Origin of the sequence: Mesorhizobium sp. M0060 (assembly GCF_040323155.1) — a bacterium.
GTDB lineage: Bacteria > Pseudomonadota > Alphaproteobacteria > Rhizobiales > Rhizobiaceae > Mesorhizobium.
This window is the reverse complement of record NZ_JAMYUP010000030.1, coordinates 36,329-56,114: the sequence shown is the minus strand read 5'-3', so window position 1 is coordinate 56,114 and position 19,786 is coordinate 36,329. Positions and strand designations below refer to the sequence as shown.

The window sequence follows — 19,786 nt, the reverse complement described above, 5'->3', positions numbered from 1 at the left end:
GCGACCAGCGCTCTGCCAGAGTGAAGTCGCCAAACATCACCTGGAGGTCAGCATGCAAGCCAACACCACCAAAGCCCCGGCCGCTATCCGCGTCGATCTTGCCGCAATATTTGTCTCGTTAGAACTGTCTCGTTCAAAATGGCTCGTGACTTCGCGTTCGCCAGGTGGGGGCGAGAGAATGTCGAGACACCTCGTGTCGGGGCGACATTCCGGGTTTGCTCGATCACTTCGCAGAGCTGCAACGAAAGGCGGAAGTGCGGACAGGGCAGAGCTTCCGGGTCATATCAATCCAGGAAGCTGGTCTGGATGGGATTTTGGATACATCGGGTCCTCGAACGCGAAGGCATCGAGAGTTATGTCGTCGACCCGGCATCCATTGCCACATCGCGTCGCCGCCGGCGGGCCAAGACCGACAGGATTGATGGGGAAGCACTGGTTCGAGCGTTGTTGGCCTACAACCGCGGCGAGCCTCGGGTTTGCGCGATGTTGCGAGTGCCAACGCCGGAGGAGGAAGACCGTCGCCGGTTGGTGCGGGAGCGGAAGGCGCTGACGGACGAGCGGATCAGGCACGTCAACAGGATAAAGGGCCTTTTGTTCAGCCAAGGTGTGTCCGGATACGAACCGTTGAAAGGCGATCGACGCAAATGCCTCGACGCGCTCATTACCGGAGATGGCGTCCACTGCCGCCAGCGCTCATGGCGCAGATCAGCCGCGAGCTTGATCGCATCGAGTTGCTCATGGTCGGCGTCGGGATCACGCTGATTTACCGCTACGGGCCCAGCCGTGAAAGGGCAAAGTGGAAATGGGCGTCATGGGGCGCCTTCCTCGCGGCTGTGGTCTGGATCGCAGTCTCGATAGATTCTCCTATTATCTTGAAAACTTCGCCAACTACAACGCGACGTATGGAGCCCTTGGGGTAGTCATCGGCTTGATGATGTGGACCTGGATCTCCGTGGTTATCCTGGTTGTAGGTGCGGAGCTGAATTCCGAGATGGAGCATCAGACAGCGATGGACACCACCACAGGTGCGCAGCAGCCGATGGGTGCGCGAGGTGCCACGGTCGCCGACACGCTGGGCGGATCGGCCGATGCCGCCGACCAGCAGTCGCGTTTGGACGAGCGCAACGCGTAGCTCGCCGATCACTTTGCCTTTCCGCGCAACTTCGCTTGGCGCCAATGGCGGCGCTAGATGGCCGCCATCTTTCCAATAAATTCTCGAGCGATGCGAGGTCTTGTAGGGCCGCCGCCTCTAATTCGCTGCTGCACTGCCGTGCTGCCCTCGAGGACTCCACATCGACGCGTGGCCCAGCAACGGCTCAAGGCGCTGGTCGCCCGGCTTGCCCAGGTGACTGGCGATTTCACCATCCAGAAGCAATGCAAAACCGCCGTCGCCGATGCCGAAATCCTCGCCAGCCTCGACGAGGTCATGTTCTGCTCAAGCGGTTGCGGCGGATGGAGTCGGCGCGCAACCCTCTACGGCGGCGACCGTTCTCCGGGGCGCGATGCAGCGCTGCTTGACCCGACGAAAGACGCTGCGCGCGTGCGCGCCATGTATACGCATCCCAGCTTCATCCGCCGAGGCGTGGGGCGCCTAATCCTCATGCTGTGCGAGGACGCCGCCCGCCGCGAGGGCTTCACAAGTGTCGAGCTTATGGCAACGAGGGCCGGCGAACCGCTCTATCGGGCCTGCGGCTTTGTGGCGGTTGAAGAAGTCGTCGACAACAGAGGCGGAGCGGGCGTGCCACTGTTGCGGATGAGGAAGGCGTTGTGAATGATCGGCGGGCTCGCACTCATAGCCAGTAGCTGACGGTAGCTGCGAGGCAGACGGCGGCAAGGAAGTTCGTCGCCGACCGATCGTACCGAGTGGCGATGCGGCGGAAATCCTTGAGGCGCCTGAACATGCGCTCGATGGCGTTGCGCTCGCGGTAGAGGAACGGTGAGAAGCAGTTTTTCCAGCGCCGGGTGATGCTCACGCTGCCTTTCTGGCGGCTGCCCTGAACGGACGGTCGATGGTGAAGGCATCTGGACGGATGGCTGCCTCAACCTGGCTCCAGGTCACGGGATGAGCGATTGGGAAGCCAGGTCGCGCTCGTGGGGAGAAGGCGCCGACCGCCGTGTTGCCGCGCCCATTGCGGAGGTAATCAATGAAGATGCGGCCCTTTCGGGCTGCCGGCGCGGCGGACAGCAGATAACGGTCTGGATAAGCGTCAGCGAGGCGCTTGGCGAACGACCGGGCAAGGAGCCGGGCATTGTCGTGCGTGATCTTCGTCTCAAGTGGGGCCATCAGGTGAATTCCCTTGCCGCCCGTCACCTTCGGCCAGCTCTCTAGGCCTTCTGGTTCCATGATGTCGCGGAGCGCTAGCGCGGTCCGGATGACCTCATCCCACTCTACCCCCTCACCCGGGTCGAGGTCCAGAACGATGCGGTCGGCATGCTCGATGTCGTCAACGGTGGCGTTCCAGGGATGCAGCTCTACAGCATCCATCTCGACCAGCCCTAGCAGGCCGGCAAGGTCGTCCACCCACACGCGCACACCTTCGCCACCCTCGCGCTTCTGAAGGCGCAACTGATGCACTGCTGGCGGGATCTTCGGCAGCGCGCCCTTGTGGTAGAAGGTTGCGCCGAGAGCATGGCGGACCAGCTTCAGCGGTCGGTGGCCGAGATGGACGAGTGCCTGATCGGCAACCCTCTGCCAATAGCGCGCAAGCTCTTCTTTGGACGGCGAGACCGCGTCGGGCAGCAGTTGCAGGATGTTCTCGCTGGGAACGCCATGTTCCCGGGCTGGCCCACGTCGCTTTGACGGCGCAGGAGGCTTGGCCGGGATCGCCACGAGGTCTTCTCGCAGACCCTTGAACACGGCTTCACGCAGCACGCCGCGATCTGTTAGGCCGCTGAATTGCACCTCGGCCAGCACGTCTGGTCTGACCCATGTCGCCTTCGGCTTCACGATGGGCTCTGACAGGGGTGACTTGCTGATGATCAGCGGGTCAAGCCGCTCTCGAACCAGTTGCGCAGCGCTCAAGGTGTAGCCGCTGCGAGCCTTCCCGGCATAGAGCAGTCGGTCGCCCTCGCGGCGGCCGATGTAGAGCGATGCGATCCGGCGCGGGTGAGCGCCGAGCTTTTCCACGAAAGCGACAATGGGGAAGGTGTCGCTCTTGATGCACTTCACTTTGAGCCAACTCGTCTGGATACCCGAGCGGTACGTGGCATCGGTGCGCTTGGACACAATCCCCTCCAAGCCCATTCGGCAGGCATGTTCAAACACGTCCGTGCCGCTCACCTCCAGATGCTCGGCATAGGTCAGTGTCGGCGCTGAGTTCTTAAGCAGCTTCTCTAGGGCTGCCTTGCGCCTCACCAGCGGCTGCTGTCGTAGATCGCGCCCGTTGAGGTGCAGCAGGTCGAACGCATAGAAGATGAGCCTCGCCGAGTCTGGATTGCCCAACTCCCGTTCCAAGGCTTGGTAATCCGGCAGGCCGCTATCGCCGAGAACGACAGCCTCCCCGTCGATGATCGCCGCCTTCACCGGCAAGCCCGCCGCCGCTTGAACAATTCGTCGGTATCGATGCGACCAGTCGTAGCCACGACGCGTGAAGGCCCGCGCTTTACCGCCCTCAATGATCAGCTCGGTGCGGTAGCCGTCGTATTTGATCTCGTGAAGCCATTCGCCGCCCTCGGGCGCATTCTCGACCAGCGTGGGCGACTGGAACTCAATGAAAGAGAGCTGGCCATCCCCAGCTTTGGAACTCATGGCACACTCCTGACCTTCCACCCAAACCTTGCGGCCAGTGAATAGGTTCCGCAACAGGGCTGGCCGGAGGAGTAGGGCCCCGAGCCGGTTTACCCGATCCTTGCTCGAAACCGGGCGTGGTTGAGGGAACTCTTAGTTAAGCCGTCGCTTATGTACGAATGTCGCTCCATTGGTTCTCTCCGCCGGTATCCGTAAGGACCACCCGTCCTGGCATTGCTTATCAGTGCAACAATGTCGAGGGAGCCGCCGAGCAACTGTTGCAGTGGACCAAGCGTGGCCCCAAGTGGCACCGCGCAGTGCAGCTCTGCATGGATGCCATGATCGATGAGGTGAAACCCGAAGTGGTCCGCAGGGCGTTTCTCGAAGCGGCCAAGGAAGAGGGAAACCTAGTGCCTCCTTAGCATCTGCGACCGAAAGCCCTACTCTTGGTCGGGCACGAACCTAACAAAGAGCATCGTCGGCTCTGCAGCGAGGCGGCGGTCGTAGAACTGGCAAGCGAGGACCATTGACTTGCCCGACTACCGCTGCGCCTTCAGCGATAGTCAAGCTATCCGGCATTTAAGCTGACTTGCAGGGGATTTTCTCTAGCATTCTCGCTATCGATAATGACCGCTTATCGATAGCGATCAGACCAAGACTTGACCAATCTGCGGAATCGGCGCTATCGTGGCGCAGAATCGCGTTTATCGTGCATGGCTGGGCTCAGGGCGACGCGAGTCGCATAGCGCGCTACAGCACAGCAAGCTCGTACGAGGACAAAACAATGACCATCACGGTGAAAATTGGCGAGGCCAAAACCCACCTTTCGGAACTGCTCGCTAAGGTCGAGGCCGGTGAGGAGGTGATCATTTCGCGCGGCAACGATCCCATTGCCAAGCTGTCCCGCCTTCCCCAAAACCAGGATCTGGGCGCCTTGATCGAAGAGGTCCGCGCCGCGCGGGCCCGCGCGAAACCTGTCACCACCGAGGAAATTCTGGCCTGGAAGCATGAAGGCCACCGTTACTGATGCGTCTCGTCCTGGACGCGTCCATAGCCGCGGCCTGGCTGCTGCCGGAGGAGCACAGCGCGGTCGCCGAGACCCTGGTTGCCGGCCTGACGGGGCGATCGCCGGTGCCGTCGCTGTTCTGGCACGAGGCGCGCAGTGTCGTGCTGATGGCCGAGCGGCGTAGCCGCATCGCCGCAGGCGAAGCGGCCACCGCCATGGCACGGCTGCGCCGATTGCCGCTGGAGGACGCCGGCGGCGGGTCGGACGGCGCGGTGCTGGCGCTAGCGGCCGCGCACGGTCTCAGTGCCTATGACGCCGCCTACCTTGCGCTGGTAATCGAAACCGAGTTGCCGCTGGCGACCCTCGATCGCAAGCTCGCCGTTGCCGCGCGCGGCAAGGGAGTCCGCATTTTCGGACCGCTCGCCAATGGCAACTGACCTCGTCGCTCGGCCACCTGGCAATGGTGTTCGACGCGCCGAGGCGCTCGACGCATTGGATTCGGTGCTGCCCTTCGACCGCCGCGATTTTCTGTCCGATCTCCTGACCGACGACGTCGCAACGCTGCGCCATCTGGCCAAGGAAGACATTGGCGCAAACTCTCTCCGCGCGCTGGCCTCCGACCTTGGCTATCTCGAGGCATGGTCTTTTGCCGCCACTGGTTCTCCGCTGCCCTGGCCGGCGCCGGAAGCGCTTTTGATCAAATTCATCGCCCACCACCTGTGGGATTCTTCCCGGCGCGAGGCCGACCCGGCCCACGGTATGCCCGAGGAGGTGACGGCCGCGCTGAAGGCGCAAGGGCTTTTGCGCAGCGACGGACCGCACGCGGCCGCCACCGTGCGCCGGCGTCTGTCGAGCTGGTCGACGCTGACCAAATGGCGCGGTTTGCGCGGAAATTTTTCAGCCCCGGGCCTGCAGAGCGCGATAAAGCTGGCGGTGCGCGCCAGCGCCCGCCCGCGCGGCCGCAAGAGCAAAAAGGCGGTGACCGCCGATATTTTGGCCGCCCTCCTGAAAGCCTGCGCCGGCGACCGCCTCGTCGACATGCGCGATCGCGCGCTGCTCATCACCGCCTTCGCCTCGGGCGGTCGCCGCCGCAGCGAGGTTTCTGACCTCCGCGTCGAACAGCTCATCGAAGAAGAGCCGGTGCCCGCGAATCCCAAGGATTCAGAGGGGCAAAAAATTCCCTGCTTAAAGATCCGGCTCGGCCGGACCAAGGCGACACAGGCCGATGGCGACGCTTTCGTGCTGCTCGTCGGCCGGCCGGTGACGGTGCTGCGAGCGTGGCTCGAGCGCGCCGGCGTCACTGAAGGCGCCGTGTTTCGCGGCATCGACCGCTGGGGCAATCTCGAAGCGCGCGCCCTGACGCCGCAGGCCGTCAATCTGATCCTGAAGCGCCGCATCGCCGAGGCCGGGTTCGATCCGCAAGCCTTCTCCGCCCACGGCCTGCGCTCCGGCTATCTCACCGAAACTGCACGCCGCGGCATTCCGTTGCCCGAAGCCATGCAGCAGTCGCAGCATCGCTCTGTGCAGCAGGCCTCGAACTACTACAATGACGCGGAATGCACGCTCGGGCGGGCGGCGCGGATAATCGTCTAAGTCGCAGATCGATCCGACCCTTGCGGCGTCAGCTCCAGCACAGTTGGTTCCGAGGCAGCCCGACGTCCGGGATAGATCACCCTGACTTGATGCGGAAGCACCTCGCCCCAGCTCCACAGCACGAGGTTCTGATCGGATGTGTCGGCACCTGGCGCGAAGCTGGGCACGAGAATGCCGAACTTGCCTTCAGCAACGAGGCGGTCATAAATGCTCCATGACGGCGGCCGTTTGCCATCGGCGAGAAAATCCATCCAGCCACAAGCCATATCTTCGAACCGGATCCCGGCGTCGGCCTGGCCTTGCGCCGTCCTCAGATTGATAATGTCATCGCAATCGATCTCGTATGAGCAGAGCACGCACGGATCAATGCGATGTGCAAAACCCTGATTGGCCTCCTTCACGGCCGTCATGACGTCGAGCGCCAGATAAAGCGTAGGCACACCTTTCGGGTTGAATCTGGCACCCCGAATAGCCGCTCCGTCGCCTGAGATCGGCTGGAAGGACCAACGCGGATCATGGGCGCGGTAGCAAATTCCGGCAAATCTCAAGCAAAGCCACCAACGGCGACATGATCCAGGTAGTCGCGAACCGCGCTGGCCTTGCCTTCCTTAACCAGAGCTTCCGCCGTCCGCCCGCCGAATGCCGGTATCGGCTGCGCCGGGTACCAGGCCATCGCCTGCTCCTTGCCTCCAGCCCAGTCGGTCACCCTGCTGATGATCTCAAGCATTTCGCGAAGGCGACCTTGCGTCTTTGCAGCATGGCTACGCTCAACCCTATAGACGGTTTCCCGCGCAAGACCCGCCGTTTCGGCAAGCTGACCTTTGGACATACCGAATCCGTCCGCAACCTGGGCGATAGCGATCTTCCCAGCCCGATCCATATAGGACAGCACCAACGCTTCGTTCTGAACTGGAACTTTCAACGCTTGGGTCATCCTTGTCTCCAATGCCATATTCAGAAACACGTTTCTTGTGCACAAGACATGGCATTGTGCGACGGACTACAAGCCTCGGTTGCCTGACGGGACGTCGTTGAGGCCTCACCAGACGCCTTCATACGTTCGTTTTCTGGCACATTCCTTGTGTGTACAAACGCCCTAAAAACCTTCCCAAGACGACCGAATGCGCGCACAATCGCAAATCCCTGCGGCGCGGCGATCAGGATGAGGTCTCTCCCAGATCGCCGCGCTATAAATCCCCCTGATCCGCCTCATTGGCGGCCGCGTCTCGACCGAGAACCAGGCGACCGCCCAAGTCGACGAACTCAAAGGCGGCCGGCTGCCGCTTGGTCCATCAGGAGCACGGCTCCTGCGCCTCGCGGTCCCGGCCGGTGCTGGCGAAGCTGATGCGCGAGATAGCCGCATATGGGACACACCGCTATGGCGATATGGCGCCCAGAATCTCAAGAGTCGCCGCCGGCGATAGCCTGCCAAGACTGTCACCCACGCTTGCCCTGGGCACCCGTAATGGAAATGATGGCGGGCGCTAGCGTGACGAACAGGATATAAGGCTCTCTGGCAGCAAGCTGGTTGAGGAAGCCCCACCGTCATGAAGCCAATGAACGAAGAGCACCTCGCGGTCCTACGCAGGCACATGGTCGAGATGATTGCAATCCATACCGACCTTGCAAGCGAAGAACTCGGCAAGGCGGCGCTCGATGAGCGGGTGATGGCAGCGATGCGGCGAGTGCCGCGGCATCTCTTTGTGCCAGCCTCGGTTGCACCTTATGCCTACCAGGACATGCCGCTGCCGATCGGCTTCGATAAAACCGTTTCGCAGCCTTTCATCGTCGCTCTCATGACCGATCTCCTCGCGCTGCAACCGCACGAGGCGGTGCTCGAGATCGGGACCGGCCTGGGCTATCAAACCGCAATTCTCGCGGAGCTCGCCGGGCAAGTTTGGAGCGTCGAAATCATCGAGGAATTCGCAACCCATGCCGAGGCTCTGCTGCAGGGCCTCGGTCTATCCAATGTCGGCATTCGTGTCGGAGACGGGTCGCGCGGCTGGCCCGAGCACGCCCCATACGACAAGATCCTGGTCACCGTCGCGGCTGGGCGGGCGCCGCCGGCCTTGCTTGAGCAGCTCAAGCCGGGGGGACGCCTGGTTCTGCCTGTGGGACCTGAAGATGTGCAGTTGCTGACGGTCATCGACAAGGATTCGGCAGGGCAACAGAAGACTCGCAAACTCATCCGGGTTCGGTTCAGCCGGCTCGAAACGGTCTAATGAGGTGCGACAACTGGCGCGACCGCGCTTTTCCGACCGTCAATCAGATGCCAGCCTTCCGCGTTTCTTCGCCCTTGGTGAACGCGAAAAAACGGTAGAGTGGAGGTGTGGCGGGGTGGCGGTAGGTTGAACATATCTGTTTGCCGCCCCTTTCGTCTGGCGGTGCCTTACTGGTTCAACCTTGGCTCCGTTTCCACACCCGCTCATCGAACCGGACCTGCAGATCTCCCGCATCCGGCTCTCGGACAAGTACTCACGCCTTCACCCACGACACGCCACGTCCAAGTCGGGTCAGACGTACGAGCCCGAAGTGCTCGTAAAGATGCGAGTCTGGATTGGCCCGCCCTTGCATCGTCTGGTCTTGTGCTTGGAACGCAGCCACCGCCGCAACCGCACTGCAGTGTAACTGTCGAGTACCCGGTATGCCTTGCTGGTGGTTCCTACCGAGAAGTAGTTCGCCCATCCGCGCAGCATCCGGTTTACCTTCGCTACCAACAATGTGGTCTCTTGCCATGTACCCTTTCGGTCGGTCAGCCCATCGATGTTCTCCACAGCGCGCCTGATGCTCTTCTTCTATGGCCGTTGCGCCAAGCGGGCCGCTGACGATCCTTTCCGGTCGATCTTTCAGAGAATAGGTGGAAGGGGATCTCGCCGTGTGATGGCCGGTGCGGGCACTATAGCTCGGGCCAGAGTGACGCAAGCAAAAGCAGCACAATTCGAATGAATGCGACATTCCAGACGAGCGAAACGAACCAGGGGAACCCCCGCTGCGTAGGGCGAGAGATAAACCAGCCCGGCTGAGAAATAGAGACTAGCTAGCTCCCCATTCGCTGAGGCCGCTCTCACGACCGAGCGCATGGACAAGGAAGACTCCGGCCACGAACACCGGGAACGTGTCCAGGGCGGAAGCGGATTGGCAGCCAACCGCAGAGCTGGAGCCCGCTCCCGCCCCTATCCTCCCGCCGACGTTCCCGGCATCGGGATGTTCATTGTGCTTCCAGCCGTAGGGGGAAATGGCAGCCGAATGAATACGCCCCAACAAATGCCAGCGCTACCCGAATTCGAGGCCGATTCGAATCGTCACGTCCTTCATCTACGACTGCTCACAAGATTGTTAACAATCTGAAAAAGTTTTGTTGACAGATGATTGATTTGAGCCTTCACTCACAAGAGTCCGCGTATCGGTCGAGTTCTGTCGCAACAATGCGCGGCCTCCAAAGGGGAAAGAACAATGATCAACAGACGTTCAATAATCACATCCGCGGCGCGCGGCGCCATCTCCGCGCTGGCAATCATGGCCGGCAGTACAATCGCGGTGCACGCCGCCAACAAGGAACTCAAAATCGGCTTTGTCGGCGTGACGAGTGGCGCGGCCGCTGCGTGGGGCACATCCAACGTCCGCTCGATGCAGACGCGCGCCGCCTGGATCAACGAAACCGGCGGTGTGAAGATTGGTGACGAGACCTACGACATCAAAATCGTCACCTTCGACGACCAGAAGGACCCCAAGCGGGCGATCGCCGGCATGGAGAAGATGGCCCAGGAGGGCATCCACTATGTCGTCGGTCCGAATGTCGACGACGGCGCGGCGGCGGTGCGTCCCGTGGCTGAATCCAAGGGCATCATCTATTTTCCCTACGCGTTCCCGAAGGAACTCTACAGCCCGCCGGCGTCCAACGCCGTGCTCGGCATGATCGCCAACTACCAGTCGGCTCCGGCGATCTACAAATATCTCATGGAAAACAGGGGCGTGAAGAAAGTTGCCTTTGTCGCCGCCAACGAATCCGATCCGCTGAGCCAGCGGGATGGCGGTGTTGCCGCGGCAAAGGCGCTCGGGCTCGAGGTTGTGGCTGCAACGGATGTCTACCAAAACGATACCCGCGATTTCACACCGGTACTGACGCCGATCGTTCTGCAAAAACCGGACCTGCTGGTGCTTTCGGGTGTCGCGCCCGGCAATGCGCCGCTGCTGATCCGCGCCGCGCGCGAGCTCGGCTACGAAGGTCTGATCTCCACCGAAACGGCGCAGGATGCCAAGGTGCTGGAAGAGGGCGCGGGCGAGTTGGCCAACGGCTTCATCTCAGTCGGCGGCGCATCGACGCCCGAAATCGCGTCCGACACGATGAAGGAATTCGTCGACCGCTATACGAAAATGTTCGGCGAATACAATGACGAGTCCAACACCAAGGTCTACGCGCTCGAATACATCATCGAGACGCTGAAGGCGAACCCGGCCGCCATCGACAATGTCGAGGAGTTCAAGAAGACGATCGACACTTTCTCGGCGCCCAATCCCTATCTGAAGGGCGATGCCAAGCTGACCTATGTCGGAATGACGTCGTTCGGCCAGAAGCGTCAGCTTTCGGTCCCGATGGTGGTCACCGAATACCGCGACGGCAAGTTCGAGACGCTCTTCGTCGCTCAGGTCGATTGACGCAACTGCACTGAAGCGGATTGCCGCAGAGGCTCGTGCATTCGTCTTGAGCCTCTGAATGGCCGGGGAACCATCCTGATGGAACAAGTCATCGCCAACGGGCTCTATCTAGGTGCGCAATATGCCTTGATCGCGCTCGGTCTGACCCTGATCTTCGCGCTGATGAACGTGCTTAACTTTGCCCATGGGCAGATGTACGTTCTCGGCGGCTTCATCACCTACACCGTCTATGGCCAGCTCGGCATGCCTTTCGTCGTCGCGCTCGTCGCGTCCGGGATCACGCTGCTGGTCATTGGAGCGCTGGTCGAGAAATTCCTTTTCAGAACGGTGATCAAGCGAAGCGTGCGCGAGGAAAGTACGATGCTTCTCGCGGCGGCGGTCGCATTCTTCCTCGACGCCGTGATCCTCCTCCTGTTCGGTGAAAAGCAGCGCGGCGTGCCGAAGATCGTCAACGGCGTCTTCGTCTCCGACAGCCTCATAATGCCTTATGACCGGCTGCTCGTCGGGGCTCTCGCCATACTGTTCATCGCATCCTTCGTGCTTTTCATGCAGTATAGCAAGCCGGGACGCGCCATGCGAGCGCTGGCGCAGGACCGGGTCGCGGCGCAGCTTATGGGCGTCGAGGTCGACCGCTATTCGATGATCGGCTTTGCGCTTGGCGCCATGCTTGCCGGCATAGTCGGCGGGCTGCTGGTCGCCATCACCGGCGTCAATTCGGGCATCGGCGGGCCGATCTCGATCAAGGCGTTCTTGATGGTGATGATCGGTGGGGCCGGCGTCGTCAGCGGAGCGATCGCCGGCGGCTTCATCCTCGGCATGATGGAATCGGTCGGCCTGACGGTGCTACGCCACTATGGCGACGTCACCTATCTCGTCATCTTCGCCGCGCTGATGGTCTTCCTCAGCATCCGCCCGAACGGGCTCATGGGCAAGCCGTGGGGGTGATGGACATGAAGCGTACACGCAACATCTTCGCCGTCGCTGTCTTCCTGCTGGTCGTACTCATCGGCGTGCCCTGGCTGATCGAGGCGACCGGTCGGCTCGACCTCTACTATACGCTGACCTCGGTCGCGTTGCTCAGCATCGCCAGCGCCGGCGTGTGGGTGACCTTCTACATCGGCCGCATCAATATCGGCCAGGGTGCCTTCGCGCTTATGGGCGGCTATGTTTCGGCCATCCTTGTCGTCCAGTACGGTGTGTCGTTCTGGCTGACACTGCCGCTGGCCGGGCTGTTCTGCGCCGCTGCAAGCGTGCTGATCGGACTGCCCATCCTCAGGCTCCGCGGCGTTTATTTCGCCATGGTCACGCTGGTTTTGACCGAAGTAGCGCGGCTGCTGGCGCTGGCGCTGCCGATCACCAACGGCGCCAAGGGCATGGTGAGCATTCCGCTCCCCGGCGGCATTTCGATCTTCGGCCTGACCATCCTTCCCGATTTCGCGACGCTCGCCAATCCACGCCCGGCGTTCTATCTCGTCTCGGTGGTGCTGATGGTGCTGTGCTTTGCCGGGCTTTACCGCCTTGTCCATTCGCGCATCGGCAAGCTCTGCCAGTCGCTGCAGCAGAACGAGGAACTGGCCTCCTCGATCGGCGTCAACATCGCCTATCTGCGCGTCATCGCCTACGCCATCTCCTCGTTCCTCGGCGGTCTCGGCGGCGCGATGTTCGTCGCCATCTCGCAGTCGATCTATCCGTCCAGCTTCACCGTCACCGACTCGGTGAATTTCATGCTGAACTGCTTCCTCGGCGGGCTCAGCTATGTCTTCGGGCCGATGATCGGCACCTTCGTGCTCTATTTCGGCTGGGATTTCCTGTTCGAGACCGGCGAGTTCCAGTTGCTGATCTTCTCGTCGGTGCTGATCGCGCTGATGCTGTTCCTTCCCAACGGCCTGCTCAGCCTGCGGCTGTTCGGCAAGAAGCAGGGCTAGGACCATGACCGAGCTTCTCCAGATCAAGGCAGTGACCAAACGCTTCGGCGGGCTGGTCGCGGTCAACAATGTTTCCTTCGCCGTCCGCGAACGCGAAATCCTCTCCGTGATCGGTCCCAACGGCGCCGGCAAATCGACGCTGTTCAAGCTGATTTCCTCTTTCCTCAGTCCGAGCTCGGGCGAGGTGCTGTTTCGCGGACAGCGGATTTCGGGCCTGGCGCCGCATATCGTCGCCCGGAAGGGCGTCGTCCGCACATTCCAGGAGACGACGATCTTCAAGGGCATGACCGTGCGCGACAACGTCATCATCGCACATCACCTGCGTTCCAATGCCACCCTTGCCGGCTTCTATCTTGGCACGACTACAGCGCGGCGCGACGAGGCCGAATTCGGGCGATCCGCCGACGAGATCATCGACTTCCTCGATCTCGGCGCGCAACGGCATGAGATCGCGAGCACGCTGCCGCACGGGCATCTGCGCGCGCTGGGGATTGCCATCGGCCTCGCCACCAACCCGACCGTGCTCCTGCTCGATGAACCCTTTGCCGGCATGAACCACGACGAAACCGTGCGTGCGGTGAAAATGGTGCGCGGCGTCCGCAAACGCGGCGTGACCGTGCTACTCGTCGAGCACGACATGCCCGCCGTGATGAACATTTCCGACCGTATCGTCGTCCTGAACTTCGGCGTCAAAATCGCCGAGGGAACGCCGAAAGAAATTCAAGAGAACGAAAAGGTCATCGAAGCCTATCTCGGCGCCGAAGACGAGACGATCGGATTTTAGCCATGAGCGAACTGCTGAGCGTCTCCAATGTCGAACTCTACTACGACCACGTCTATGCGCTGAAGGGCGTGTCGCTGAGCGTCAACGAGGGCGAGACGGTAGCGCTGATCGGCGCGAACGGTGCGGGCAAATCGTCAATCCTGCGCGCCATCACCGGCCTGAAAAGAGTCCGCAGCGGCGAGATCCATTTCCAGGGCCGCCGCATCGACAAAACGCGGCCGGACGAGCTGGTCAGGATGGGCATCGCTATGGTGCCGGAGGGCCGGCGCGTCTTTTCCTACATGACCGTGCGCGACAATCTGATGATGGGCGCATTCACCCGCACCGACAAGGCCGACATCGCCAGGACGCTGGACATGGTGCTCGGGCGTTTTCCGCGCCTGAAGGAACGCTATTCGCAGACGGCGGGCACGATGAGCGGCGGCGAACAGCAGATGCTGGTGATCGGGCGGGCGCTGATGGCCAAGCCGAAGCTGCTCTTGCTCGACGAACCCTCGCTCGGCGTCGCACCGAAGCTCGTGCAGGACATCGCCCGCTCGATCGTCGCGATCAACCGCGACGAAAAGGTCAGCGTGCTGCTGGTCGAGCAGAATTCGCGCATGGCGCTGCGCATCTCGCAGCGCGCCTACGCACTGACGACCGGAACGATCGCGCTGGCCGGGGATTCGGCTGAGCTGCTTGCCGACGATCGGGTCAAGAAACTCTATCTCGGCGGCGAAATATGAAGGCGCAAATGGACATACTCGTCGTCAATCCCAACACCACCGCGTCCATGACCGAGAAGATTGGCGAGGCGGCACGCGGCGCGGCTTCGGCCGGCACCAGGATCATCGCGGCCAATCCGAAGGATGGGCCGCCGAGCATCGAAGGCTATTTCGACGAGGTCTTCGCCATCCCGGGAATGATCGGCGAGATCCAAAAACATCCGGCGGCGAGCGCCTGCGTCATCGCCTGCTTCGACGACACCGGCCTAGACGCGGCGCGCTGCGTCAGGGAGATGCCGGTGGTCGGCATCGGCGAAGCAGCGTTTCATATGGCGAGCCTGATTGCCGGCAGGTTCAGCGTCGTGACGACGCTGTCACGTTCGGTGCCGGCGATTGAGCACAATCTGGTGCGCTACGGCCTCGCCAGCCGCTGCGCCAGGGTGCGAGCAAGCGACGTTCCCGTTCTGGAGCTCGAAGTGCTCGGCTCCAACGCCCGCCATCGAATTTCTGAGGAGATCGACTGCGCCATCCGCGACGACCGGGCCGAAGCGATTGTGCTGGGATGCGCCGGCATGGCCGATCTCGCCGCTGCGCTCAGCCGCGAACATGGCGTTCCCGTGCTCGACGGCGTCGCCTGCGCGGTAAAACTGTGCGAGAGCCTCGTCGGCCTTGGCCTGTCGACCTCGAAGCGCGGCGGCTATCAGGTTCCACTCGAAAAATCCTTCGCCGGAATCTTTGCGTCCTTTTCGCCCTCCGGCCGTGTAGCCTGATGCGTGCAAATTTGCTGACATTCCCGCACAGGATGTTCGATGTCCGGCCTGAAACGTGGTGTTCGCGCCGCTATGCGATCCGGCCGCCAGGACAATGAGACGATGGACCTGCTTGGACCAAAGACACGGGATGACGACAAACCGGCGATGCGCTGGTTTCCGGTCTATGCCGGCCTGCGCGACGCCATCGTCAGCCACCGCCTCGCACCGGGTACAAAACTGCCCGAGGACGAACTCGCCTCGATCTATTCGGTGAGCCGCGCGGTGATACGCGCGGCGCTGCAGGCGCTGTCGCATGACCGCTTGGCCCGGCTCGAGCCGAACCGCGGTGCGTTCGTCGCCCAGCCGACCAAGCAGGAAGCGCGCGAGGTGTTCGAAGTGCGGGCGCTGATCGAGCCCAAGGTCGCGGCGCTTGCCGCCGACGTGGCAAAGCCGGCCGAGATCGCGCAACTGCGGCTTCATCTCGAAAAAGAGCACGAGGCCCTGCATGCCGGCCGCGACAGCGACGCCATCATGCTGTCGGCAAAATTCCATGTCGGCATCGCCGAAATCGCCGGCCATTCGATCCTGACCGGCTTCGTCAAAGACCTGCTGTCGCGGTCGTCGCTGATCATCGCGCTTTACTGGCGCCGCCGCGACACCACCTGCGAAAGCCAGGCCCATCACGCCCTTGTCGATGCTATCGAAAAACACGACGCAAAAGACGCGTCCGACCTGATGCGAAGCCATCTCGTCGACCTGCTGTCGGGCCTTGATCTGACGCTTGGCGAGAAGAAGCCCGAGAGCCTGTCGGACATCTTGCGCTGATCTCCGCTGTCAAACCTTTCGCCGCAGTTCGCCTTTGTCCGCGCCATGCTGGGCGTGACTGAAGGCATAGCCTCGGTCCATGACTACTCCTGCTTCTTCGTTCCTGCCGTCATAACACTAGCGGGCGTAGAGTCCCGCGGCGCTGCCCTCCGGCTGCGACTGCTCCTGCTGGGTCATAATCAGTCCTTCCCGCACAACGAGCCGGTCGGGCAACGCGCCCGATCAGAGCTTGAAGCAATCATAAAGCGCGTGTTGGTCGCTCAAGCCGACCCGGCGAAACGCGATGCGCTCGAGCGGGACATCTGCGCGCAATGGCAGCAGTTCGTGGTGGACGGCTCCATGTCGCTTCAGGTGGGCATGACGACGGCGACAGCGCGGAAAGAGACATGTGAGGTGAAAGAAGCGCTTTGGCAACGTGCGAGTCGAGGTCAGCTGGGCAAGCATCCAGCGGGACGACATTGCGAATGACAATGATGTGTGCCGATCCGGACTTTGTCTCGCTTCCTTAGGCGTCAGGTAATGGCGCAACTTCCTGGTTCAGGAACCGGAACAGCTGGTAGAGTCGAGGTGTGGCGCGGCGGCGGTAAGTTGAACATGTCTGTTTGCCGCCCCTTTCGTCTGGCGGTGCCTTACTGGTCCTCCTGAATCGATCAAAGGCCACGGAACGCTAGGCTCATGCGATCCTTCTTCGGCCCTCATAACCTGACCTGATCAACCTCCCCAGCCGCCTCCCCCGCCTCCGCCGCTTCCGCTCCCGCCGCTCCCGCCCGAAGGAGGAATGACGACAGGCGCAGGAACAGGCTCCTCCTCAACCGGTATAATCACTTTCTTGGCGGCCCTCGGTTTGGGAGCGAGCTTGACGACCTTTGGCGGAGGAACCCTGCGAAGGACCTTTGGCGGAGGCGTGGCGACCAGCGGCGACGGTTCAACTTTGGGCGTAAGGGAATTGCAGCCCATGAGGCCCGCCAGGACGCCGGATAGCGTTATTCCGATGATTGCTCGCTTCAATGTCCTTTCCACCAGTGCCTCCTCGTTGATCAAAACAAGTCCCGACGCGGATTGGCTTCTTCCCACAATCGTCTGGCCGCGTTCACCAGTTGCGTATCGAGTGAACCGGAGCCGGGAAGCTTAGATTTCAGTTCCTGGCGCAGCTGCTTCAACGCCGCTGTTTTTGGCTTCGGTCCGAACTTTGCCAGCGTTCCTTTGGCGTCCGGCAGTTCCTTGCGCACGTCGAGCGCAGCCGCAAATGCAAGGAAACGCACGGCAAGACCTTGATCGGCCTTGTCGCCCTTTTGCATTTCGAGGCCCGCGCGATCGTAAGCTGCGAACTGATCGCCCCGCGCGATCCCAATGTCGAACAATCTTTGCGCTTCGGCGAGGTTCCGTTCCACACCGACGCCGTCCCGATACATGCGTGCGAGGCTGCCCGGGGCGTAGGGCTGGCCGAGGTCGATTGCCTGCTGAAAAAGCAACAGCGCCTCCTTCGGATCCTTCTCCACGCCCTGCCCAGACAAGTAATTGCGGCCGAGCAGGTTCATCGAATACATGTCCTGCCGCTGGACGCCGGCCTCCAGGAAGGCAACGGCGCGGGCCGGATCGGCGGTCACGCCGTTGCGGCCCTCGGTGAAGATCGCGGCCAGATCGTTCATGGCATAGGTGTGCCCCATCGCCGCCGCCTTGAGCAGCAGGTCCAAACCCTTGCTGGTGTCGGGCTTGACGCCATAGCCATTGAACAAGGCGCGACCCCACGACGTCATGCCATAGGGATCCCCCTTGTCGGACGCCGCCGCGTAAAGCGCATTGGCCTGTGTGCGGTCGACGGCCATTCCGGTTCCCGTCGCATACATGTAGCCGAGCTCGAACACGGCACGGACGTGTCCCTTCTTGGCGGCTTCCTCGATGGCTGTCCTGCCCTCGTCGACCTTTCCTGCCGCAAGGAGCGCGCGCCCCAGTTCATAGCGGAAGCGCGGAACGGCGGGATAAGCCTTCACGGCGGCCTCGCAAAGCTCTACCGCGCTGGCGCCAATTTCATTTGGGAGCAGGCCGGGGACGACGCCCTGCAGGTCGAGGGGCTCGCCGGCAGCCGTATCGCACGGATCCACTGTTGGCGATAATTTCATTGTGGCGGGCTTGGATGATCTGCTGTCCGCCCGGATTTCGAAGCCGACCTCGACCGTGGCTTCAGCGCCGATCTGGGGTTCGTAGCGCAGCCGGTCGACCTCACCGGACCTCAGGCTCGAGTCGGGCGCCAGGGTTCGATCGGGCAGCGAGAGCGTTCCCGTTGCCGGATAACCCGAAACTTTCAGGCTGACCGCGGGATCATCGGTCGGAAAGTCCAGGTTCAGCGCAACCGGACCGACGCCCACGGGAACGTTGAAATTTCGGTTTTCGAGCGCCTCGGCCGCACCGGTGATATGAATGCCGCGCTCCAGCACGTTCTGCTTCTGCTCGGCTTCGAGCGAGGCCATGATCTCTTCGCCTTGCGCGCCTTCGCCGCTCTTGACCCGAAATACCACGATGCCCTGGGTTTGGCCGCCCCAGTTGTCATGCGTGGCATAGGCCAGCATGTCCACCTCTTCCTGCGTAGCGACACCCTTGGGAACATCCATCTGCAAATGGGGCAGGTCCTTGCCTTGGATCGGCACGCCCACCTCGACAGGCTTGCCGTCCAGCATCAGGCGCCCCAGGGCAGGCGGTCTTTCGATGCTCAAGGTGATCGTACCGCCGTCGACGTCGATCGGTTCGGGCAGCCCCAAGTCGACGGGTCCGACTCCCGAGAGCACGACCTTCTCCAGCACCGGCGGCAGCGAGGGGCGATTGCTGCGGCGCATCAGCACGACTTCGTCGATCAGCGACGAGTTCTCCCAGGGAACCTGGAGGCCGTTTGTGGCTTCCACCACATCGCGGCGCACCGCCGCCATTACGGTGCGGATCTCCTGGTTCGGGGCCAGCGCGCGACGGGAAAACGCCGCTGAGAACGGGCTGAGTTCGCCGACGCCGTCATAAGCCGCCGCCCCGGGCTCGGTGGCAAAGGCAATGAGGGTGTTGAGCGAGCTTCTGACCTGCGCGAGCCCGGCATTGCCGGCGGTGATGAGCTGGTCTCTTAGCCAGTAATTCTTGCGCGGGAACGGATTGTTGCGGCAGGCATCGAGGATGATCACCTGGATCTTCGATTTCGAACGCAACTGTTCCAGCACATCGTTGAGCTTGATGGCCTGGACTTCGATGTCTGCCGCCTGCTTCAAGGAGGCATCGACCGGAATCAGGAAGTTTTCGCCGCCGATCTGGAAGCCGTGACCGGAATAGTAGACCACGGCTAGGTTGGCGCCGTCGACCGCGGCCAGATAGTTGCGGAACTGCTCTTCGAACTGCAGCTTGGTCAGATCGCTTGCGACGAAGACCTCAAAACCGGCCAGTCGAAACGTTTTGGATACGTCCTCGGCATCCCTGGCCGGGTTCTTGAGAGCGGGGAATTGTCGGTAGTCCGAATTGCCGATGACAAAAGCGACCCTTCGGTCGGCGCAAGCGTCAAAGGTCGTGAAGCTCGTGAGGATGAAGGCTGCGATGAATCCGCAACGTCGGAGCATGGCAAATCCCTAACCGCTGTTACCTGGCAACCACGAGAACACAGCATGTGGTAGCAAGGTCCGTTAGAGGGCATGCAATCTGCCGAGACAGAAAGAGAGAAAAGCCGTCGCGACAGCGGGCATATTCCTCATTTATCAAGTGCAAAGTACATCAGAGGCTGAGTGTCCGCAATGATTGTCAAACGGCTTCTGAACTCGGCTATTCGGACCGTGGTCGCTTTGGTCTC

Annotated in this window: 19 protein-coding genes and 4 pseudogenes; 17 read left to right on the top strand and 6 right to left on the bottom strand. The window is 61.8% G+C overall.

Annotation, left to right across the window (positions count from 1 at the left end; translation table 11 throughout):
• The first annotated feature begins 52 nt into the window (after window positions 1–52).
• The 3 genes and pseudogenes from NKJ94_RS24240 to NKJ94_RS24230 all read left to right on the top strand — a co-directional run bounded on the left by NKJ94_RS24240 (window position 53) and on the right by NKJ94_RS24230 (window position 1,771).
• Window positions 53–920 (top strand): annotated as a pseudogene (locus tag NKJ94_RS24240) (IS110 family transposase).
• Window positions 803–1,132: a YihY/virulence factor BrkB family protein gene (locus tag NKJ94_RS24235; RefSeq protein WP_352528545.1), complete on the top strand. Its 330-nt coding sequence runs from the start codon at window positions 803–805 to the stop codon at window positions 1,130–1,132. The pseudogene NKJ94_RS24240 and the gene NKJ94_RS24235 overlap by 118 nt, the downstream one beginning before the upstream one ends.
• 168 nt (window positions 1,133–1,300) lie before the next feature.
• The gene (locus NKJ94_RS24230) at window positions 1,301–1,771 is read left to right on the top strand and encodes a GNAT family N-acetyltransferase (RefSeq protein ID WP_352528543.1); all 471 of its coding nucleotides are present in this window, start codon (window positions 1,301–1,303) and stop codon (window positions 1,769–1,771) included.
• 19 nt (window positions 1,772–1,790) lie between these two features.
• Here the strand turns inward: NKJ94_RS24230 and NKJ94_RS24225 are convergent.
• Window positions 1,791–1,961 (bottom strand): annotated as a pseudogene (locus NKJ94_RS24225) (transposase); the annotation flags it as partial.
• A gap of 8 nt (window positions 1,962–1,969) precedes the next feature.
• A complete protein-coding gene (gene ligD, locus NKJ94_RS24220; protein WP_352528541.1) occupies window positions 1,970–3,748 on the bottom strand; it encodes a DNA ligase D in 1,779 nt (592 codons plus the stop codon).
• A gap of 158 nt (window positions 3,749–3,906) precedes the next feature.
• Here ligD and NKJ94_RS24215 point away from each other — a divergent pair, with 158 nt between their 5' ends.
• The 4 genes from NKJ94_RS24215 (at window position 3,907) to NKJ94_RS24200 (ending at window position 6,326) form a co-directional block, all read left to right on the top strand.
• Window positions 3,907–4,149, top strand: coding sequence for a DUF982 domain-containing protein (locus NKJ94_RS24215; RefSeq protein ID WP_352528539.1), 243 nt, complete (start codon window positions 3,907–3,909; stop codon window positions 4,147–4,149).
• A gap of 362 nt (window positions 4,150–4,511) precedes the next feature.
• A complete protein-coding gene (locus NKJ94_RS24210) occupies window positions 4,512–4,754 on the top strand; it encodes a type II toxin-antitoxin system Phd/YefM family antitoxin (RefSeq protein ID WP_352528537.1) in 243 nt (80 codons plus the stop codon).
• Window positions 4,754–5,170, top strand: a complete 417-nt coding sequence (locus NKJ94_RS24205) for a type II toxin-antitoxin system VapC family toxin (RefSeq protein ID WP_352528535.1) — start codon at window positions 4,754–4,756, stop codon at window positions 5,168–5,170. Before NKJ94_RS24210 ends, NKJ94_RS24205 begins: the two co-directional genes overlap by 1 nt.
• Window positions 5,160–6,326: a tyrosine-type recombinase/integrase gene (locus NKJ94_RS24200; RefSeq protein ID WP_352528533.1), complete on the top strand. Its 1,167-nt coding sequence runs from the start codon at window positions 5,160–5,162 to the stop codon at window positions 6,324–6,326. The genes NKJ94_RS24205 and NKJ94_RS24200 overlap by 11 nt, the downstream gene beginning before the upstream one ends.
• Before the next feature lie 28 nt (window positions 6,327–6,354).
• Here NKJ94_RS24200 and NKJ94_RS24195 read toward each other — a convergent pair.
• A pseudogene (locus NKJ94_RS24195) lies at window positions 6,355–6,874 on the bottom strand (RES family NAD+ phosphorylase).
• A complete protein-coding gene (locus NKJ94_RS24190; RefSeq protein ID WP_352528530.1) occupies window positions 6,871–7,260 on the bottom strand; it encodes an MbcA/ParS/Xre antitoxin family protein in 390 nt (129 codons plus the stop codon). The pseudogene NKJ94_RS24195 and the gene NKJ94_RS24190 overlap by 4 nt, the downstream one beginning before the upstream one ends.
• A gap of 259 nt (window positions 7,261–7,519) precedes the next feature.
• Here NKJ94_RS24190 and NKJ94_RS24185 point away from each other — a divergent pair.
• Window positions 7,520–7,688 (top strand): annotated as a pseudogene (locus NKJ94_RS24185) (recombinase family protein); the annotation flags it as partial.
• A 185-nt stretch (window positions 7,689–7,873) separates the two neighbouring features.
• Complete coding sequence (locus tag NKJ94_RS24180) at window positions 7,874–8,548, top strand: protein-L-isoaspartate(D-aspartate) O-methyltransferase (RefSeq protein WP_352528528.1); 675 nt, start codon at window positions 7,874–7,876, stop codon at window positions 8,546–8,548.
• Window positions 8,549–8,839: 291 nt separating this feature from the next.
• Here NKJ94_RS24180 and NKJ94_RS24175 read toward each other — a convergent pair whose 3' ends face one another.
• Window positions 8,840–9,100: a group II intron maturase-specific domain-containing protein gene (locus NKJ94_RS24175; protein WP_352528526.1), complete on the bottom strand. Its 261-nt coding sequence runs from the start codon at window positions 9,098–9,100 to the stop codon at window positions 8,840–8,842.
• Between the two features lie 679 nt (window positions 9,101–9,779).
• Between NKJ94_RS24175 and NKJ94_RS24170 the strand changes: the two genes are divergently transcribed.
• The 8 genes from NKJ94_RS24170 (at window position 9,780) to NKJ94_RS24135 (ending at window position 16,440) form a co-directional block, all read left to right on the top strand.
• The gene (locus tag NKJ94_RS24170) at window positions 9,780–10,982 is read left to right on the top strand and encodes an ABC transporter substrate-binding protein (protein ID WP_352528524.1); all 1,203 of its coding nucleotides are present in this window, start codon (window positions 9,780–9,782) and stop codon (window positions 10,980–10,982) included.
• 78 nt (window positions 10,983–11,060) lie between these two features.
• Window positions 11,061–11,927 (top strand): branched-chain amino acid ABC transporter permease, encoded by an 867-nt coding sequence (locus NKJ94_RS24165; RefSeq protein WP_352458638.1) that lies wholly within the window; start codon window positions 11,061–11,063, stop codon window positions 11,925–11,927.
• Between the two features lie 5 nt (window positions 11,928–11,932).
• Window positions 11,933–12,907 (top strand): branched-chain amino acid ABC transporter permease, encoded by a 975-nt coding sequence (locus NKJ94_RS24160; protein WP_352528522.1) that lies wholly within the window; start codon window positions 11,933–11,935, stop codon window positions 12,905–12,907.
• A 4-nt stretch (window positions 12,908–12,911) separates the two neighbouring features.
• On the top strand, window positions 12,912–13,691 hold the full coding sequence (locus tag NKJ94_RS24155) for an ABC transporter ATP-binding protein (RefSeq protein WP_352528520.1): 780 nt from the start codon (window positions 12,912–12,914) through the stop codon (window positions 13,689–13,691).
• 2 nt (window positions 13,692–13,693) lie between these two features.
• On the top strand, window positions 13,694–14,416 hold the full coding sequence (locus NKJ94_RS24150) for an ABC transporter ATP-binding protein (RefSeq protein WP_352528518.1): 723 nt from the start codon (window positions 13,694–13,696) through the stop codon (window positions 14,414–14,416).
• An 8-nt stretch (window positions 14,417–14,424) separates the two neighbouring features.
• Window positions 14,425–15,165 carry an aspartate/glutamate racemase family protein gene (locus NKJ94_RS24145; RefSeq protein WP_352528516.1) on the top strand — a complete coding sequence of 247 codons (741 nt, stop codon included), beginning with the start codon at window positions 14,425–14,427 and terminating at the stop codon, window positions 15,163–15,165.
• Between the two features lie 102 nt (window positions 15,166–15,267).
• Window positions 15,268–15,972, top strand: coding sequence for a GntR family transcriptional regulator (locus NKJ94_RS24140; RefSeq protein WP_352528567.1), 705 nt, complete (start codon window positions 15,268–15,270; stop codon window positions 15,970–15,972).
• Between the two features lie 45 nt (window positions 15,973–16,017).
• Window positions 16,018–16,440, top strand: coding sequence for a hypothetical protein (locus NKJ94_RS24135; RefSeq protein ID WP_352528514.1), 423 nt, complete (start codon window positions 16,018–16,020; stop codon window positions 16,438–16,440).
• Between the two features lie 569 nt (window positions 16,441–17,009).
• Here the strand turns inward: NKJ94_RS24135 and NKJ94_RS24130 are convergent.
• Window positions 17,010–19,559 carry a caspase family protein gene (locus NKJ94_RS24130; RefSeq protein ID WP_352528512.1) on the bottom strand — a complete coding sequence of 850 codons (2,550 nt, stop codon included), beginning with the start codon at window positions 19,557–19,559 and terminating at the stop codon, window positions 17,010–17,012.
• Between the last annotated feature and the right edge of the window lie 227 nt (window positions 19,560–19,786).

Coding starts and splice junctions, on each gene's coding strand:
- NKJ94_RS24235 (WP_352528545.1), top strand. CDS start 803: ATGGGCGTCATGGGGCGCCTTCCTCGCGGCTGTGGTCTGGATCGCAGT.
- ligD (WP_352528541.1), bottom strand. CDS start 3,748: ATGAGTTCCAAAGCTGGGGATGGCCAGCTCTCTTTCATTGAGTTCCAG.
- NKJ94_RS24215 (WP_352528539.1), top strand. CDS start 3,907: ATGTCGCTCCATTGGTTCTCTCCGCCGGTATCCGTAAGGACCACCCGT.
- NKJ94_RS24210 (WP_352528537.1), top strand. CDS start 4,512: ATGACCATCACGGTGAAAATTGGCGAGGCCAAAACCCACCTTTCGGAA.
- NKJ94_RS24205 (WP_352528535.1), top strand. CDS start 4,754: ATGCGTCTCGTCCTGGACGCGTCCATAGCCGCGGCCTGGCTGCTGCCG.
- NKJ94_RS24200 (WP_352528533.1), top strand. CDS start 5,160: ATGGCAACTGACCTCGTCGCTCGGCCACCTGGCAATGGTGTTCGACGC.
- NKJ94_RS24190 (WP_352528530.1), bottom strand. CDS start 7,260: ATGACCCAAGCGTTGAAAGTTCCAGTTCAGAACGAAGCGTTGGTGCTG.
- NKJ94_RS24180 (WP_352528528.1), top strand. CDS start 7,874: ATGAAGCCAATGAACGAAGAGCACCTCGCGGTCCTACGCAGGCACATG.
- NKJ94_RS24170 (WP_352528524.1), top strand. CDS start 9,780: ATGATCAACAGACGTTCAATAATCACATCCGCGGCGCGCGGCGCCATC.
- NKJ94_RS24165 (WP_352458638.1), top strand. CDS start 11,061: ATGGAACAAGTCATCGCCAACGGGCTCTATCTAGGTGCGCAATATGCC.
- NKJ94_RS24160 (WP_352528522.1), top strand. CDS start 11,933: ATGAAGCGTACACGCAACATCTTCGCCGTCGCTGTCTTCCTGCTGGTC.
- NKJ94_RS24155 (WP_352528520.1), top strand. CDS start 12,912: ATGACCGAGCTTCTCCAGATCAAGGCAGTGACCAAACGCTTCGGCGGG.
- NKJ94_RS24150 (WP_352528518.1), top strand. CDS start 13,694: ATGAGCGAACTGCTGAGCGTCTCCAATGTCGAACTCTACTACGACCAC.
- NKJ94_RS24145 (WP_352528516.1), top strand. CDS start 14,425: ATGGACATACTCGTCGTCAATCCCAACACCACCGCGTCCATGACCGAG.
- NKJ94_RS24140 (WP_352528567.1), top strand. CDS start 15,268: ATGGACCTGCTTGGACCAAAGACACGGGATGACGACAAACCGGCGATG.
- NKJ94_RS24135 (WP_352528514.1), top strand. CDS start 16,018: ATGCTGGGCGTGACTGAAGGCATAGCCTCGGTCCATGACTACTCCTGC.
- NKJ94_RS24130 (WP_352528512.1), bottom strand. CDS start 19,559: ATGCTCCGACGTTGCGGATTCATCGCAGCCTTCATCCTCACGAGCTTC.